This window comes from Photobacterium sagamiensis, assembly GCF_050337085.1.
Classification (GTDB): domain Bacteria; phylum Pseudomonadota; class Gammaproteobacteria; order Enterobacterales; family Vibrionaceae; genus Photobacterium; species Photobacterium sagamiensis.
The window spans coordinates 1-16,569 of record NZ_JAKJSP010000016.1 but is presented as its reverse complement, the minus strand read 5'-3'; the positions used below and the strand labels follow the sequence as shown (position 1 = coordinate 16,569).

15 protein-coding genes are annotated in these 16,569 nt (G+C 46.3%); 8 read left to right on the top strand and 7 right to left on the bottom strand.

What is annotated here, in order from left to right:
• Positions 1-31: 31 nt before the first annotated feature.
• Together vcdP and L4D76_RS06675 are read right to left on the bottom strand one after the other, a co-directional pair.
• Positions 32-118: a small protein VcdP gene (gene vcdP, locus L4D76_RS28935; protein WP_483875141.1), complete on the bottom strand. Its 87-nt coding sequence runs from the start codon at positions 116-118 to the stop codon at positions 32-34.
• A gap of 440 nt (positions 119-558) precedes the next feature.
• Positions 559-1,158, bottom strand: coding sequence for a short chain dehydrogenase (locus tag L4D76_RS06675; RefSeq protein WP_428440138.1), 600 nt, complete (start codon positions 1,156-1,158; stop codon positions 559-561).
• A gap of 96 nt (positions 1,159-1,254) precedes the next feature.
• Between L4D76_RS06675 and L4D76_RS06670 the strand changes: the two genes are divergently transcribed.
• A complete protein-coding gene (locus L4D76_RS06670) occupies positions 1,255-2,160 on the top strand; it encodes a LysR family transcriptional regulator (protein ID WP_428440137.1) in 906 nt (301 codons plus the stop codon).
• Between the two features lie 97 nt (positions 2,161-2,257).
• Here L4D76_RS06670 and L4D76_RS06665 read toward each other — a convergent pair whose 3' ends face one another.
• The gene (locus tag L4D76_RS06665) at positions 2,258-3,427 is read right to left on the bottom strand and encodes an MBL fold metallo-hydrolase (RefSeq protein WP_428440136.1); all 1,170 of its coding nucleotides are present in this window, start codon (positions 3,425-3,427) and stop codon (positions 2,258-2,260) included.
• A gap of 109 nt (positions 3,428-3,536) precedes the next feature.
• On the opposite strand from L4D76_RS06665, the gene L4D76_RS06660 reads away from it, so the two are divergent.
• Together L4D76_RS06660 and L4D76_RS06655 are read left to right on the top strand one after the other, a co-directional pair.
• A complete protein-coding gene (locus L4D76_RS06660; RefSeq protein ID WP_428440135.1) occupies positions 3,537-4,142 on the top strand; it encodes a TetR/AcrR family transcriptional regulator in 606 nt (201 codons plus the stop codon).
• Between the two features lie 102 nt (positions 4,143-4,244).
• The gene (locus L4D76_RS06655) at positions 4,245-5,408 is read left to right on the top strand and encodes a glutathionylspermidine synthase family protein (RefSeq protein ID WP_428440134.1); all 1,164 of its coding nucleotides are present in this window, start codon (positions 4,245-4,247) and stop codon (positions 5,406-5,408) included.
• Positions 5,409-5,459: 51 nt separating this feature from the next.
• Here the strand turns inward: L4D76_RS06655 and L4D76_RS06650 are convergent, their stop codons facing one another.
• Entirely contained in the window at positions 5,460-6,344 is an 885-nt protein-coding gene (locus L4D76_RS06650) for a radical SAM protein (RefSeq protein ID WP_428440133.1), read from the bottom strand.
• Between the two features lie 847 nt (positions 6,345-7,191).
• On the opposite strand from L4D76_RS06650, the gene L4D76_RS06645 reads away from it, so the two are divergent.
• On the top strand, positions 7,192-8,172 hold the full coding sequence (locus L4D76_RS06645; RefSeq protein WP_428440132.1) for a DUF3187 family protein: 981 nt from the start codon (positions 7,192-7,194) through the stop codon (positions 8,170-8,172).
• A gap of 98 nt (positions 8,173-8,270) precedes the next feature.
• On the opposite strand, the gene L4D76_RS06640 is transcribed toward L4D76_RS06645, so the two are convergent.
• Positions 8,271-9,191: a LysR family transcriptional regulator gene (locus tag L4D76_RS06640; protein WP_428440131.1), complete on the bottom strand. Its 921-nt coding sequence runs from the start codon at positions 9,189-9,191 to the stop codon at positions 8,271-8,273.
• 127 nt (positions 9,192-9,318) lie between these two features.
• Here L4D76_RS06640 and L4D76_RS06635 point away from each other — a divergent pair, with 127 nt between their 5' ends.
• Both L4D76_RS06635 and L4D76_RS06630 read left to right on the top strand, forming a co-directional pair.
• A complete protein-coding gene (locus tag L4D76_RS06635; protein WP_428440130.1) occupies positions 9,319-10,362 on the top strand; it encodes an HlyD family secretion protein in 1,044 nt (347 codons plus the stop codon).
• Between the two features lie 3 nt (positions 10,363-10,365).
• Positions 10,366-11,946 (top strand): DHA2 family efflux MFS transporter permease subunit, encoded by a 1,581-nt coding sequence (locus L4D76_RS06630; RefSeq protein WP_428440129.1) that lies wholly within the window; start codon positions 10,366-10,368, stop codon positions 11,944-11,946.
• Positions 11,947-12,345: 399 nt separating this feature from the next.
• On the opposite strand, the gene L4D76_RS06625 is transcribed toward L4D76_RS06630, so the two are convergent.
• The gene (locus tag L4D76_RS06625; RefSeq protein ID WP_428440128.1) at positions 12,346-13,233 is read right to left on the bottom strand and encodes a DMT family transporter; all 888 of its coding nucleotides are present in this window, start codon (positions 13,231-13,233) and stop codon (positions 12,346-12,348) included.
• Between the two features lie 346 nt (positions 13,234-13,579).
• On the opposite strand from L4D76_RS06625, the gene L4D76_RS06620 reads away from it, so the two are divergent.
• Positions 13,580-14,035 carry a hotdog fold domain-containing protein gene (locus L4D76_RS06620; RefSeq protein ID WP_428440127.1) on the top strand — a complete coding sequence of 152 codons (456 nt, stop codon included), beginning with the start codon at positions 13,580-13,582 and terminating at the stop codon, positions 14,033-14,035.
• A 55-nt stretch (positions 14,036-14,090) separates the two neighbouring features.
• Here L4D76_RS06620 and L4D76_RS06615 read toward each other — a convergent pair whose 3' ends face one another.
• Positions 14,091-14,648, bottom strand: coding sequence for a 3'-5' exonuclease (locus L4D76_RS06615; RefSeq protein WP_428440126.1), 558 nt, complete (start codon positions 14,646-14,648; stop codon positions 14,091-14,093).
• Between the two features lie 139 nt (positions 14,649-14,787).
• Here L4D76_RS06615 and L4D76_RS06610 point away from each other — a divergent pair, with 139 nt between their 5' ends.
• Positions 14,788-16,284: a tyrosine-type recombinase/integrase gene (locus L4D76_RS06610; protein WP_428440125.1), complete on the top strand. Its 1,497-nt coding sequence runs from the start codon at positions 14,788-14,790 to the stop codon at positions 16,282-16,284.
• Positions 16,285-16,569: the final 285 nt, after the last annotated feature.

The window sequence follows — 16,569 nt, the reverse complement described above, 5'->3', positions numbered from 1 at the left end:
GTTTTTGTCACTGCGTGTGCAGCAATCAGAATCAATAACCGAAACAAGTCGGGTAGCGGAAATCCGTTGTGTAAACAGAACGAACATTCCAGAAATTTGTTGAAATTAAACCTTTCATAATGATCACCTTCTAAATTATTTTACTATTGAGTATTAAGCTGAACTCGGTTCCCTGGAGGCGATTAACGGGCTCATCCTTTGAGCATTTTTCTTTCTTCGTCTGAAGATGTGGTTACTATATCAGAGAGAAATTTAATTACAATAATTATTTGAAGTGGATCACACTTTTAGCGTTAACGTGATGCAGAACACCACAAAAGTGTAATTAACTTTCACCAGTTACAGCTAACGTCACAATCGTACACCAGCCATAACCTATAGCCTGGCGCTCGTTCTCCACGACTTATTTCTTAAGGGATCATTTCCTTGAGGGAATGTCGCCAATGGCAAGTACCATAGCTGATAACGAGAAAGGTTGGTTGGTATTCACATCTGGATTTATCCCAAAACAAAGAAAACCCGGTATCAGTACCGGGTTTTAATTAGCCAATGTGAAAACTAAATGTAATCTGGCACATCCAGGGTTTCGCCATGCATCGTACCGGTTACCGCAGCTTCATAGGCTTTTGCCGTATCAGCAGCCGATACACCACCAGCAGTATCCATGCCCATCATAGCCATCGTTTCTTTCACAAAAACCGGCGCAACAACATTTAATCGCAGTTGATCCAGCTCCAGCGCAGCTGCTTTAACGTAGCTTTCTAACGCGCCGTTAACCATGCTGATTGAAGCACTGCCCGGCATTGGCTGGCGAGACAGCACCCCAGAAGTCAGCGTGATTGAACCAGACTGATTGATATATTCACGACCGATTCGGACCAGGTTTACCTGTCCCATCAGCTTGTTATTCAGAGCCAACTGATAATCTGCATCTGTATGACTGCTTAGCGGAGCAAAGTTCGCCAAACCCGCGGTAGAGATCACGGCGTCAACCTTTCCGACCTGTTCAAACATCGCACGAATCGAATCAGCCTGGCCTAAATCGACTTGCACATCGCCATCTGAATAGCCTGCAGCAATGATCTGATGATCCCCAGCCAGACGCTCAGTTACTGCTTTACCAATTGTACCGGTCGCACCGATTAAAAGAACTTTCATGACTCTCTCCAATCTTTCTATTGTTCGTTAAGTTGGTATTAGCTTAGCTCTGTGCTTAAAATAGAAAAATAACCTTGGTATGAAATGATTTTTCTCATGAAAAGAAAAATAGATCTGATCAAAGCAATGCGGACCTTCTTAGTGGTGGTTGAGCAACAGAGCTTCAGTGCCGCTTCGCGCCAGCTTAACTTAGTGGTCTCTGCGGTAAGTCGTCAGGTCGCTGATTTGGAAACGCATTTTGGCTGTCAGTTACTGTATCGTACAACACGTGCCATGCACTTAACTGCCGAAGGGCAATACTATCTGGATGAATTCAGAGATGTGCTGACCCGCCTCAACAATCTTGAAGCGAATGCAAATGAAAGACAGCACAAAGTCGCAGGTCACTTGCGGATCACTGCTCCTCACAACTCCGGCAGTCTTGGGATCCAAAATTTAATCAGCGACTTTCTGAAACTGCACCCTGAAGTAAAACTTTCCTGGATGCTGGTGAATCGCTACGTTAATTTAGTTGAGGAAGGTGTCGATCTGGCAATCCGCGTTGGAGAATTACCAGACTCAAGCTTTGTTGCCCGTCGCTATACCGAGCTACAAATACGGTTTGTGGCAAGCCCTGACTATCTGGCAGAGCATGGCACACCTACCCACCCTAAAGAACTTGTGCAACACACCTGTATTGTTGACAGCTCAAACCGCTTGCCGGGTCGCTGGCCTTATCAAGATGCTAATAAAGAACAACACATTAGTGTTAATACCACGATTGAAGTGAATCAGGGCGATCTGGTGGCACAGTTTGCCGCTGCGGGCCATGGCATCGCTCAATTACCGGACTTTCTGATCCAGCACTATTTGGACAGTGGAGAACTAATCACTATTCTTGAGCCGTACCAGTTACCTCCTATACCAGTTTCATTGGTCTATCCGGCTAACCGGATGATGAATCCTGCACTGCGAGAGCTGATAAGCCACCTGTTAGATCATAAGCCCGCTGTAAGAGATTAGGAGAGTAAGCCTGCATTGAAATTACAGGGCATAGCTCTCATTAGGCGAGTGGACACCTTACTCCAGCAGATAGGGCTTGTGTGTAGCTTAACGATTTTTAATTCGCTGCATTTCTGGCTAAAGCCACGTCATTGAACTCCGGCTCTGTACTCATATGCCACCAGTAAGCCGTTCTCACTGGCTGCGAGAAGTCGAGAGACTCACCAACCTTCGGTGTCACCAGCTCAACATTGTAAGAGTTTGCTTCCTCAATCAGATCATTTACTGGCTCATCCCAACGGTGCAGGAACAGCTCATAAGTTGACCAGTGCACCGGGAATAACTTTTCAGCCCTGACATCGAGGTGAGCTTGCATGGTATGCGCTGCCTGCATGTGGCCCCAGCCTTCAACCGGATAACCGCTGCCTTCTTTCACATTGGCTGCAACTTCAATAAATGACATATCAAACGGCCCTAACCGCTCACCAATTTGCTGGAAGTGTTCACCGTAGGCTGAATCACCACTGTAAAACACACTGCCAGCTTCAGCCTGAATCGCCCAGGATGCCCATAACGTTTTATTGGTATCAAGCACACCCCGGCCAGAATTGTGATTGGCAGGCGCAGCCGTTATCGTTACCGTGTTGATTTTTCTACTTTCCCACCAATCAAATTCTTGAATGTTCTTGGGTGAAACGCCCCATGCTTCTAAATGGCGACCAACACCTAAAGGCACAAAAAACATCACATTTTTATCGGCATAAAAACGCGCGGTACTCTCTTCCAGGTGGTCATAATGGTCATGAGAAATCACAATCACATCTGGCGTTGGTAAGTCTTCACGGCTGACAGGTGCTGCAACGTTACGCTGAAACAGTCGCGCAAACATTGTAGGGGCAGCATACTCAAACACAGGATCAATTAGCACTCGCGTTTGATCTACTTCAACAAACAATGACGAATGCCCCAGCCAGGTAACCCGCAACTGATCGCTTCTCTTTGCCAACAACGGCGTGTCGACACCTCTATAAGGTAAGGCTTCAGCTGGCTTATACTGACTACGTTGAGCGAAAAACTTCCACATGGTTTTGACCATGCTTTCTTCTGTTTCTACCAACGGAAGACGAGAAATCACTTTGCCATCATGAAACTGTGGCGAATTAGCAATACGCTCCTGACGCAGATCTGCACTGCGTACATGGTCACCACTCACAGCGTGAGTATCACACGCAGCCAGTCCCAATACTCCCATTAAAGAAATCAAAGACGTTTTCACCATAGTGCTCATATTTTTCGCTAGCCTCAAAAGTAAACGACGGTGTATACTTTTAATCATATTCATAATTAGACAAAAGTAAACAGCGTCGTTTACTTTTATTTTACTCATTGGTTGGAACATGACTAAACTTGCTGAAATTAAACAAGAAAATATTGTTGTTGCTGCGATAGAAATTTTCACAGAAAAAGGGCTGGAACAAGCCACTATGGAAGCTATTTCAAAAAAGGCAGAAGTCTCTAAGCGTACTTTGTACAAGTATTACCCGACCAAAGAGAGCCTGTTCAGCGTCATTATCGAGCGCCTTTTATCGAATATCCATGAGCTCACTAATATTCAATTTGATCAGAATCAGTCGGTTAAATCACAGCTTAGTGCTATTGCAAAAACCGAAGTCGAATTGCTCTGTAGCCCAGGTTTTCAGTCGCTGTCTCGCATGGTGCTGGCTGAATGTATCCGCTCTGGCGATTCCGCCGCTATCATGATGGAAAAAATCCAGAGCCTGGAAGGGTGTCTTGGCCTGTCTCAATGGATCAAGGCAGGGATCGACGCTGACAAATTAGATGTTGAGCACCCTGAAATTGCCTCTGAACAATTCTTCGCTGCGCTTAAAGCCGTGGTTTTCTGGCCTCAGATGTTAATGCATCAACCTGTCGCAAGTGAAGAAGCACGCCTGGTGGCGATTGAAACAGCAGTCACTCAGTTTCTCAGTACTTATTTGAAGTAATACAACATTATCGACCTCACACAATGCTCAATCTTTTACCCTAATAGGCGTAAAAAATGTCATATTTCCTCTTGGATCGCAGCACGATAAGGATAGAGAACCATGCTCAGAATTGATTGTAAAGAACGTAAAGATTGGCGTAAGGTCGCGGCAGAATTTGGATTCGGCTTTCATTCCATGTACGACGATCCTTACTGGGATGAAACCGCTTATTATCAATTCACTTTAGAGCAGATCGAGCGGGATCTGGAAGATCCGACCGAAGAGATCCACCAGATGTGCCTGGATGTCGTCGATACGGTTGTGCGCGATGAATACTGGCTGCAAAAATTTCAAATCCCGGAAATGATGTGGCAAAACGTGCTCGAATCCTGGCAGCGCAAAGAGCCTTCTCTCTATTCCCGTCTGGATTTTGCCTATGACGGCACAGGCCACGCCAAACTGTATGAAAACAATGCCGATACACCCACTTCTTTGTATGAAACCGGCTTCTGGCAATGGCTGTGGCTGGAAGATCAGGTTAAAAGCGGCACGCTCAGACGTGATGCCGATCAATTTAACCTGTTGCAAGAGCTGCTAATTAACCGTTTTAAAGAGTTGGCAATTTTACAGCCAGGCCAGACATTGCACTTTTCCTGCTGCAAAGACACCGAAGAAGACCGTGGCACCGTGCAATATATGGAAGATTGCGCTAAAGAAGCCGGACTCTCGACCGCCTTTGTCCACGTTGAAGATATCGGCCTCAATGGAAAAAATGAGTTTACCGATAAGAAAGATCGCCCGATCCGCTGGATGTTCAAACTCTATCCATGGGAGTTCATGTTCAGGGAAGAGTACGGGAAGTATCTCGCTGATAGTAAGGTTAATTGGCTAGAGCCAATGTGGAAATCAATCCTGAGCAACAAGGCATTGCTGCCTTTGCTGTGGCAAAAGTTCGAAGGCCACCCCAACCTGCTACCCGCCTACTTCCCCGATGACCGGAAGCTCGGCAACCTAAAAGACTATGTCATCAAGCCGATTTTTGCCCGTGAAGGTGCCAATATTGAGATAGTGCAGAACGGACGGCAGACACTGCGAACCGAGGGCCCTTATGGCGATGAAGGGGTCATTTATCAGGCCTATCACCCACTGCCTAAATTCGGCGATTACTACACCCTGATCGGTAGTTGGCTGGTCGATGATAAACCGGGCGGCATTTCCATTCGTGAAGATACCTCAAAAGTGACGCAGGATATGTCACGCTATCTGCCGCATATTATTTTATAAACTCTGTCGACTAAAAAGCCGATATCTATCGGCTTTAATTCAATTCAAATACTACAGGCCACGCTGCCACTCCTGTCGTAATGGCATAGCACCAGGATGACTGATAGCCAGATTAACCTGCTGCAGTAATTTAGCTTTGTCCCGCCCCAGTATTCCCTTCAATACCAGATAGTTCGACGCATGATCGGAGCGAAAAACCGTCTTTTCCAGCTCTAGATGTTCTAGCAACCACTGCATTTCCTGGAACAGCTCCGGCTGCGTCAACTGACGAAACTGGCCGTCGAACCCCGCAGCAAAACGCTCTTCTCCAAGCGGAAACGACACCACCAGCGTCGATAGATAGTCGGGCTGTGCGGCATTCATCAACTTTGCCGAGTTCAGTGCATGCTGCCGGCTTAGCGTCGGTCCGCCAAGACCATTGAGGATCATTACCGAGCTTTTCATACCAGCCGCTTTGATCTTATTCAGGGCTACCAGCGAAGACTCAAAAGTCTCGCCCTTCTCTACCCTCGCCAGCACCTCATCATCACCGCTTTCACAACCGACATACATCAGGCTGAGTCCCAATTGACGAAGCTCAGCCAATTGCTCAGTGGTTTTATTGGTCAGGTTACGCGGCAGGCAGTAACTGGAAATCCGCTGTACGCCGGGCAGGTACTGGTTGATTAACTCACAAATTTGTTTCAGGCGGTGAAAAGGCAGTGTCATTGCATCACCATCGGCAAGGAAAACCCGATGCACGCGCGCTCCAGACTCCGCGATAGCTTGCAGTTCCTGTTCGATAACATCCGGCTTTTTCGGGCGGAACTTCTTCTGTGGCTGGGTGTACATGTCACAGAAAGTGCAACGGTTATGACTACACCCATTGGTCACTTGCAAAATAAGCGATTTCCACTCCGAAGGCGGGCGAAATACAGGTTCTATATAGTCGAGCATGAAGACACTCCCAGTTGTTGGCCATTTCTGCCTGAATGTTATCCTATTTTTCTCATCAGGAAGTCAAGCAACCGCATCTAGTTAAAGGCCTCTCTCCCTATAAAATATACAGTGGCTTCCTGGGTCACTGTTTTTTTATTTCTGCCTTATCACTATTCGCAATATAGCTTACTCTTCTGCAATACAGTTCGAGCTGGTAATAAATATACATTTAGTTTTGAAATCGACCCCATCGCCAATAACACTGAAGGCCGTTCAAGGTTAAGTTCAGCCAACTAACCCTACATCACGTCTAAACTAATACAGATATACCCAAACCACCTCAAGATACGAGATTCAGCTCTTGAGGTGCTTTGGGTATATAACTCTGTGGATCCATTTTATGCGTATTTTGGCTTTATTGGCGAAAGGCATTTTGATGACGCAGCTATGTTAGAAGCGCTGTTCCTGAGTCCTGATACCAATCTTAGCCATCCCATAAAAATAGAGCCACGAGCAGGGAAATAGCAATCACCGGCTCTTGGCATCCCCTATCGTCAGCTTTCCAATAACACTCTGTGAGCCTTTAAATTAATACACTGCACGAAGTCTAAGTCGTGTGTCTTCACATATTTTCCTATACTGACAACATACTCGGGAGGAATATCATCTTTGCAAGTAACCGGCTCACCCGGTCGCTATATCAATCTCATTCAGACTTTAGAAAGCTTGCATGCGCTATAAACTCCACCTCAAATGCATACATAAAGCATATGCAACAAGCGCATCACATAAACATTTGAGATAGCGGCACAGCAAAAAGATAAACACATTACTATCTAACCTGACGGGATTAAGTGGCACCGGAATGACAATCAGCAAAGCAAAAACATTAATCACAACCAGTTTACTCGGCGCTTTGGTAACAACCGCCGCTGGTGCGAAGGCCAGCTTTGACGATTATGGTCCGCTGAAAACCTATGCCCAGTCACCCCTTCAGTCAAATAGCCTAACCCCGCTATTACGTTCCGGTTTCAGTAACAGAGCGGGATCAGTCGAGCTATATGCTACTGGCACCATTGCCAGTGTCTGGGCCGAGACTGAAGATTACACCGCCGACTATTATCAGAATGCCCTGACCGTCGGCGGGCAGTGGCAGGTGAATGAAAGGTGGACACTCGATCTCGATTACACCTGGCATTTTGCCGCGAATAACCATCTGGATAACTTAACCAAGAATTTCCATGATGCGTTTGGTATCGGCCAGAACGGCAGAGAGGGTGTTGATGATCATTCGTTTGATATTTCAGATCCGGAACATGGAGTTGAAATCCATGATTTCAGTGGAGAAACCCTAAGTAGTGCCATCACGTTATATACCGGTTATCAGGTATTTGAGACTCGGCAGCACGGTCTATCGGTGGGGGGATCGCTATATTATAACTATGTGTCCAGCGGCCCTTTTGCAAACAGCAGCTTTGAACAATCACTGCAAGCTAACTATGGTTACCGCGCCGGCAGGCATCGAATCTATACGACATTGGGGCTATCACATCGCCGTGATGACGAAGCACTCGCTGATCTTCCCTATAAGAAAGTCGCCTTTATGGCGGCAATGGGGTATCAGTTCATTATAACCGAACGGCACCGTTTGTTATTGGAATACCACATCTATGAAGGTGCATCCGATGCGAATTCAGACCTGTCAGAGCCCTCAAATGAGGTGCTGTTGGGCTACCGCTACCACCTCAACCACGGTGCGCTGGAAGTCTCTATGATTGAAAATGTCGTTAACATGGATAACAGTGCCGATATTGCCTTTACTTTAGGCTACCGTCACCGCTTCTAGATAATGCCAATCGGGAAAAGTATATGACCAGATACTTATCCCGATTGGTATAATTTACAATGTAAAATGACCGGCAAGATTTGCCAATACCCGTGGGCTCAGGGAGACATGTTCTTTTTAATTGCCCTGTCACGCTGTTCAAAACGCTCGATCATATAATCAATAAACACCCGTAACCTTTTCGGCATCAACTTACGCTGCGGGTAAACAAAACTCACAGGTGCGTTAGACATATTCCAATCAGGTAGCAGGGCGACCAAGCGCCCTTCTGCCAGATGTTCCCGACAGATAAATTCCGGCAAAATCGCAATACCCAACCCATCCAGACAAGCCATTAATGAAGACGTTATTGTATTTACCCGTAATCTATACGGCAGATCGACATGTACGTCTTCATCGGCTTGCTTCAGATGCCAGTTGGGTATCTTCACAGCGGCGTTGTAGATCTTAATTTGGTGATGCGGCGGCTTGAGATCTGCGGGACTGTGGATCTCTCCGTATTGGGACAGGTACTCAGGACAGGCCACCAGCACGCGTTGTGATGAATGGAAAGGTCTCGCGACCATGCTTGAATCGGTGATATCGCCTATCTGAGCATATAAATCAATGCCTTCCCCGATAATGTCGACTTCACGATTTGTCAGCTCTAAATGAATAGTGACATTCGGATACAGCTTCAAAAAATCATTAATATATTGTCCCAGTACTAGGTGGCCCAATTCCACCGGCATGACAACATTCAGACGACCACGGATCAAATCCTGATTGGCTGTTACTTCCAGCTCCGCCTGCTCCATAATTTCAAGCATCTGCACACAAGACTGATAAAACACTTCCCCTTCCTGGGTCAGAACTAAATTACGCGTCGAACGTGTGAGCAAACGCACACCAAGGTGAGATTCCAGCTCGGCAATTTTACGGCTAATCGTTGATTTCGTGAGATCTAACATCTCGGCAGCATGAGTAAAGCTCCCACATTCAACCACTTGGGTAAACATTGCTATCGTATTCAGATCCATAAGGCGCCTATTATTATCTTTCCTGCAACAGTGTTTCCCTTTTTTCCTATCCAATCAACCAATCTTTTTCTTTTACACTTCGCAACACAAAATTTATTGACTTAGTAACGTGATAAAAGAGAACACTATGGCTGAAACCAAAAAATCCAATAATAAAAAAGCCCCGCTCATTGCCACCTTGATCATGCTTTCGTTCGGTATCGCTGCCGGTGGTTACTGGTTTGGTCACGGCCAGTATTTTCAATCAACCGATAATGCCTACCTGCAAGGTGATATCACCAATATCAGCCCAAAAGTCTCTGGCTATATCATTCAATCTTATGTAGACGATAACCAACACGTTAAAGCCGGACAATTACTGGCTAAAATTGATGATCGCGATTACACCACAGCCAAAAATCAGGCCAATGCGAATCTGGCCGTCAGTGCTGCCGCCATTGATAACCTGGACGCTCAGTATCAACTGCAACAAACATTAATCCGCCAGGCAAAGAGCCAGATTGCTTCTGCACAGGCTGAACATGAACGCGCCCAACAACAGATGAGCCGTACCCATAGCCTGTTAAAACGCAATTACTCGTCACAAGATGAAGTCGATGATGCAGCCTCACATCTTAAAGTGACTAAAGCACAATTAGACGAAGCCAACGCCCGTTCTCAGGCATCTAAAGATCAGCTTAATGTCATTAACAGCCAAATCGCACAGGCTCAGGCAGCAATCACAGAAGCAAAAGCCCACTTAGAACAAGCCGATCTGAATCTGAGCTATACCAACATTTATGCTCCGGTTGATGGCATTGTTGGCAAGCGCAGCTTACGCGTCGGACTCTATGTACAACCGGGGATGCCCCTGATGAGCCTGGTTCCGACCAAAGCGGTTTGGATAGAAGCAAACTTCAAGGAAACCCAGCTGGCTAAAATCCATCCCGGACAAAAAGTAACCGTTGAACTGGATGCCTTTCCGGATCAACCCCTTGACGGTATCGTCGACAGTTTCTCTCCGGCGACTGGCGCTAAGTTTGCTTTGCTGCCGCCTGAAAATGCGACCGGTAACTTCACCAAAATTGTCCAGCGTGTCCCTGTGAAAATTGTGCTCCCTCATCCGGAGCAATTAACCGGGCAACTGATCCCGGGGCTGTCAGTCATTGCGACTGTTGATACCCGGGGCTAAGCCATGAGTGAGCAAGCTATTACCAACACCCATTTGGCATCAAAACAAGCTACAGCAACAGAACACAACAATGAAGTCCCCCGCCGCCACTGGATTGCCTTGATCGGGGGGCTGATTGGGGCATTCATGGCGATCTTAGATATTCAGATCACCAACTCTTCGCTGAAAGATATTCAGGGGGCGTTGTCTGCAACATTAGACGAAAGCTCCTGGATCTCGACCTCATATCTGGTCGCAGAAATGATTGCGATCCCGCTGAGCGGATGGTTATCCGTCGCTCTGGGCAAACGCCGCTATCTAACCTGGACCACAGTGCTCTTCACGGTGTCATCGTTACTCTGTTCTACATCGTGGAACATGACATCGATGATCGTGTTCCGTGCCCTGCAGGGTTTCAGCGGGGGAGCATTAATTCCGCTGGCCTTCTCATTGGTGGTACAGCTACTCCCGATTAACAAACGGGCTGTCGGTATGGCAATGTTTGGAATTACTGCTACCTTTGCGCCTTCAATTGGCCCAACTTTTGGCGGCTGGCTGACCGAGAACTTATCCTGGCACTACATTTTCTATATCAATGTGCCGCCCGCCATTTTGCTCATCATGATGGTTCGCTATGGCTTAGATGACGAGCCGTTAAATATTAATAGCCTGCTTAAAGCTGACTGGCTTGGTATTGTGACAATGGCGGTGGGCTTAGGGTGCCTGGAAGTGGTACTGGAAGAAGGGAGCCGGGAAGAGTGGTTCAGCTCTGACTTTATTATCACCCTGATGGCTATCTCTGCAGCCAGCCTTATTTATTTTGTGATCAACGAGCTGCAGCACAAAACCCCGTTAGTCAACTTACGGCTATTGGGAAATCGCCACTTTGCGATATCTTGCTTAGCGTATCTGATATTAGGTATGGCACTGCTGGGGTCGATTTATGTGCTGCCATTATATCTGGCCCAGATCCAGCAATACAATGCGATGGAGATCGGTGGAGTACTGATGTGGATGGGCTTTCCCCAGCTGCTTATCTTCCCGTTAGTGCCCAAGCTGACCCGGATTATCAAACCTAAATATCTGGTGACCTTTGGTTTTGCCATGTTTGGTTTGAGCTGTTATGTGAATACCCACATGAGCATCGATTTTGGCGGACAGCAGCTGATATTTTCCATGCTGTTACGCGCTATCGGCAGCCCGTTTATCATGGTGCCGCTCTCATTGGTGGCCATGCAGGGGATCAGCAAGCAGCAAACCCCTGATGCATCGACGCTGACGAATGTAATGCGTAACCTAGGCGGAGCATTCAGCATTGCGATTATCGCGACCATGCTTGATAACAAGACCCGGGAGCACCTGGCCCACATAAAAGCCAGTTTACCGAGTGTCAGTAGCGATGCCTGGTATCAGCTCAAACAACAGGCCGGATTTTTTATCCAGTCGGGCAGTGACAGTGGCACCGCTATGGTACAAGCACAAGCCTCACTCATGGCAACCATGCAACGCGATGCAGCCATCATGGCCTATAACGATGTGTTTTTAGTAATGACCATTTTCTTGGGTATCGCCGCATTATTGATGCTATCGAGCCGGACGGAGTAAAGGATAGTAACTAGTACCTAAACACAGTGAAGATGATTGATTAAAACAGTCGAAGTCCGTCATCCCAGAAACCGTCAAACACTGAACTTGCAGGCTTTCTCAAAACTCACCTGGCGGTTATCAGGGATCCATCATGCACGGAAGGTTCAGTGGACTGTGGATCCCCGATAATCGCTATTGTAAATCCAATCGATAATGAAAAGATCAACATTAAGCGCTTCAATGGATGACAAAGAGCAAGGATGACGACTGTTTGGCTTCATCGATAAAGAATTAATATGCTCAATCAATCATAATTAATGAGTCAAGGTACTAGATACGCATATAAAAAAACGGCAATAACTTCTGTTATTGCCGTTTTTTGTTGGATTCGATTTAAAGTCAATGACGGAAAATGAATTAGGCCGTCGCCAGGTTCTGCTGGCGTGCTTTGATTTTCATCTGCGCCAGCACCACGCCGCTCAATACCATCAAACCACCAATATAGTGATAAGACGCTAACTGCTCATTTAAGATCACACTGGCAATTGCAGCGGTCATCACCGGCATTAAGTTCATAAACATCGCGGTACGATCTGCTCCTAAACGCTGAATACCCTGTAACCAGCACCATGGGGCAATTACCGAAGCGGGGATCGCAGCATACATAATTAGCGGCAACACCTCAGACGTGATCGCAATACGTTCGCTGCTTAACAGCAATGGCGTTAGCATCATTACCGCAAAGACACCTTGCACATACACAGACTGCCAGTTAGTTAATGGCATCTGCCAGCGTTTAAGCAACACACAATACAACGCATAAACAAATGCAGCGATCAATAACAGACCATCACCCTGAGTAATACCTTGTGCTGCCAGCATGTGGACATCACCATGGCTCAACATCAACACAAGTCCGCCAAGAGACAATACCGCCCCCACGATGGCAAGGGGGGATAAGCGTTGTCCTAACAGAGGCACGCTCATGAACATACTGATCAGCGGGACCAGCGAGATAATTAACGCCATATTGGTTGCTGTGGTGGTCACCGCGGCGAAATAGCCCAATGACTGGTTCAGTACCATGCCCAGTAAAGCCAGAAATGCCAGTTTAGACAAGTGGGGCTGAATGGTTTTTCTGTGGCGCCAGACGGATTTTGCAACAAAAGGTGTTAGCACCAGCATGGCAAATAACCAGCGGTAAAATGAGATCGCACCCGGATCAATCACGCTATACGAAAGTTTGTTGACGATGGCATTCCCTGCCCAGATAGAAACGGTTAATAAGGGAAATAAGTAGAACATTGTTTTCCTTGCATCGGTTTATAGGAATAGGCTGTTTGTCTTTTTAACTATTCTGGCAGGTCATTTAAGATATAAATATCTCTAATCAGACATAGTGACTCTATTGTCAGACATTTAGCTTTTTATTCACTTAGCTGAGGATGTTTCGCTTCTAAAGAGAGAATGATGACAAACCCAAACCACTGATATGAAAGCAAATTACTTAACTTTAAACATTGCAGCTGTAATATTTCCTAATAAGAAACAGTGTAAAATCATTGAGGAATGAACATATTCGGTGATTGATTTTTAATCGAACAGAATGTAGCGTGGTCTGACCAGGATAAATTCGAAAAAGGAATTTCCAATGCGTAAGAATCTCAAAACCTATCGCCGCTTAATAAAGCTGCCTTTCGGCCATAAATTGTTTTCCCTGATAGTCTGTCGTGTTGCTCCTTATTTTTCCTCCATCAACCCCCTCATCACCGAACTGAAACCCGGTTATGCCGAAGTCAGCATTAAGAAGCGACGCAGGGTTCACAACCACATCAACACGGTGCATGCCATCGCCATGTGCAATATGGCAGAGCTGGCCGCAGGGATGATGACAGACGTATCAGTGCCGGTGAAAAGCAAATGGTTACCAACAGGCATGACGGTGCAGTACTTAAAAAAAGCAAAAACCGATTTAGTCGCCGTCGCAAATGGAAAGAATATTGAATGGGATACGGAAGGGGATAAATTAGTCCCGGTCGAAGTCACTGATACTGAAGGCAATGTGGTGTTTTCGGCTGAAATCACCATGAATGTGCGGCTGAGCTGATTGATACCACACGGGAAAAAGCCGCATGTTGCGGCTATTTTCCCGACAGGGATTCTTACTCTTTTAAGTCATCCTTAGCATCACAAAATAACGTTGTGGCTAAGCGAGCCAGATTATACGCATCAACATAACCCGAATGTTGTCGCCCTTCCCACTCGATCCCGGCAATTTCCATCGCAGTTCTCTGTCCACAACGCTTCTTGGTAACATGGCGTTGCAGCCTGAATATGGTTGCCAGATTCAGATATTCGTTAAACGGCACTTTTAAGCCTTTCGCTTTGCATTCTGCCCGCAAAATCAGATCATCGCGGCCCCAGGCAGCATAGATTTTATGGCGACCACCGAATTTCTGCTCGATCGATTTCAGAATTGTAGCCAGCGGCTTACCGTTTTTCTCAATGACTTCCGGCTTGATGCCTGTCAGCTCGGTGCAAAACTGGGAAACCTCATCATGCTCAGGTTTCACATAATGCTGGGCGCGACGAATGATCTCACCAGTCTCTAAATCAAGCTCTGCCAATCCTATTTCTATTATTTCGCCGGTATTCGGTTCCCGGCCATCATTCCAACAACACATTTCGAGATCAAAACAGACTATTCGATTAAAATTCATTACCTTTCCGGGCACGACGCAAAAACAGCCTGGCATCATAGCATTTTGCCCCCTTATCGCCAAAGGCTCATGGTGGGGAGATATGGAATAAGGTTTGATGACAAAGAGATAACTCGCTGAATAAATTGGAGTTGTCACCATGCGCATGCAAGGTGATTCAACAGGCTCGCCGATTCAGACTGCAATCCAGAATGGTTATAAAGTGACACATAAGGTCACTCAAGAGGTCGATCACACAGGTCATGCAACAAGTCCACCAAAGGGATCAAAAGACACCCTGCATTTCTCTATACTGAAAAAAGCTAATACCTTCTATCTTCGTATTCTTCACTACACTGGTGATCCGAAACGACAATCGGTGACGGTGTCACTAAGAACGAGTCAGCGTTATCGAGCGGTTGGGAATGCCGATTACCTGAAACAGCGGCTCATGGAGGGAATAGGTAACTACGGTGATTTTGAGGATATCCGTTTTGCTTCAAAAGCCATTGCGCAATCTGAGCTGCAACGTGAGCAGATTGACTGGTTCACGACAGATAGCCGCCAGATTGTTCGTCGAGTTGTGCCAGTGCGCCATAATAGCAACGAAATGGAATCACCACGCCAACACACACCGTTAATGCCACAGGCTGTAGAATCGATTGTAAGTGGGCCACTAATGACAATCAGCCCGCTGATTGAACAGTTCATTGAAGATAAGGTTTCATCCCGTTCATGGAAACCATCAACCGAATACTGCCGCAAAGCTTCATTCACAACACTTGAAAAGTTCATCAAGCAATTGAACTTACAGGATAAGCCGCTTAATGATTTTAAACGCGACGACTTAATTCAAATAAGACAGGCAATGCTTGATGATGGCTTCAAGGCTTCGACCGTCAACCTTCGGATGGGTGACTTTGTATCGCTGTTCGAGTTTGCGGAAATCAACGAATTTATAGAGAAATCACCCGCTATTAAGCTTAAAGTTCGGGAAAATAAGCCAATAAACAAAAAGGAACATGCTAAATCGATACCAACAGAAAGCATCCCCGCTTTGCTAACTCACATTGAAGAATTTGCTTCGAGTCGCAGAGTACAGAAGCCACATTCACCTTATCTGGGCTGGATAGCCCGTGTCGCTGCAATTACGGGTTGTCGCATTGCAGAGTTAACCCAGCTACGAAAGGCAGATGTAAAGCAAACTGACGCTGGGAACTGGTATATCTCAATCCATGAAGAGTTCGAGGGCAACTCAGTCAAAAACTCGAATTCTATACGAGATGCTCCGCTTGTAGACGGTGCTTACGGATTCTACCTGAAGGCATTTATCTCTGAGGTAGTTGGGACGCTTGATAATGGTATGGATCACTTGTTCCGAACCAAAGGAAAAGCAAGAAACACGCTGAGCAACTGGTTTAGCCTGGCTATGAAGCACTTCAAAGGCAAACTGACCAACTCGATATCCTTCCATTCGTTCAGACACTCGCTCAGCACCTTGTGCCTCAACAAAGGTATGCCTGAAGCGTTTACCAAGCTTGTTCTTGGTCATGCGGGGGGAACTATTACTTATGGTTTATATGGTGCGGCAGGGGTTAGTGTCGACGTACTTCATGAAGAACTAGTAAGCAAAGTGTTCCAAATGAATAGTTGTTAGGCTTAGGGGGGGACTGGACCACAGCAAAATACCCCCTCCCCCCATTCACATATGTCCATCAAAGACGTAACTGATTTTCAAAGTCCGAAACTTTGATAAGTAATGCTTAATTTATCGGATTCTTGGTATGCGGGGCATGTCCCTGACAAAAGCCCCCCCAGCTCCTTCACCAAATCCGCCTCGGAAACGTCAGTCATTTTAAGAATCGGAAACGTTGATTTGTACTACTTATTACACCTTGATTAGCGGAAGTTTGAGCTGCCCCAAAAACCTGTACACATATGA

Coding starts and splice junctions, on each gene's coding strand:
- L4D76_RS06645 (WP_428440132.1), top strand. CDS start 7,192: ATGACAATCAGCAAAGCAAAAACATTAATCACAACCAGTTTACTCGGC.
- L4D76_RS06670 (WP_428440137.1), top strand. CDS start 1,255: ATGAAAAGAAAAATAGATCTGATCAAAGCAATGCGGACCTTCTTAGTG.
- L4D76_RS06675 (WP_428440138.1), bottom strand. CDS start 1,158: ATGAAAGTTCTTTTAATCGGTGCGACCGGTACAATTGGTAAAGCAGTA.
- L4D76_RS06625 (WP_428440128.1), bottom strand. CDS start 13,233: ATGTTCTACTTATTTCCCTTATTAACCGTTTCTATCTGGGCAGGGAAT.
- L4D76_RS06650 (WP_428440133.1), bottom strand. CDS start 6,344: ATGCTCGACTATATAGAACCTGTATTTCGCCCGCCTTCGGAGTGGAAA.
- L4D76_RS06640 (WP_428440131.1), bottom strand. CDS start 9,191: ATGGATCTGAATACGATAGCAATGTTTACCCAAGTGGTTGAATGTGGG.
- L4D76_RS06620 (WP_428440127.1), top strand. CDS start 13,580: ATGCGTAAGAATCTCAAAACCTATCGCCGCTTAATAAAGCTGCCTTTC.
- L4D76_RS06655 (WP_428440134.1), top strand. CDS start 4,245: ATGCTCAGAATTGATTGTAAAGAACGTAAAGATTGGCGTAAGGTCGCG.
- L4D76_RS06665 (WP_428440136.1), bottom strand. CDS start 3,427: ATGAGCACTATGGTGAAAACGTCTTTGATTTCTTTAATGGGAGTATTG.
- L4D76_RS06660 (WP_428440135.1), top strand. CDS start 3,537: ATGACTAAACTTGCTGAAATTAAACAAGAAAATATTGTTGTTGCTGCG.
- L4D76_RS06635 (WP_428440130.1), top strand. CDS start 9,319: ATGGCTGAAACCAAAAAATCCAATAATAAAAAAGCCCCGCTCATTGCC.
- L4D76_RS06610 (WP_428440125.1), top strand. CDS start 14,788: ATGCGCATGCAAGGTGATTCAACAGGCTCGCCGATTCAGACTGCAATC.
- L4D76_RS06615 (WP_428440126.1), bottom strand. CDS start 14,648: ATGAATTTTAATCGAATAGTCTGTTTTGATCTCGAAATGTGTTGTTGG.
- vcdP (WP_483875141.1), bottom strand. CDS start 118: ATGAAAGGTTTAATTTCAACAAATTTCTGGAATGTTCGTTCTGTTTAC.
- L4D76_RS06630 (WP_428440129.1), top strand. CDS start 10,366: ATGAGTGAGCAAGCTATTACCAACACCCATTTGGCATCAAAACAAGCT.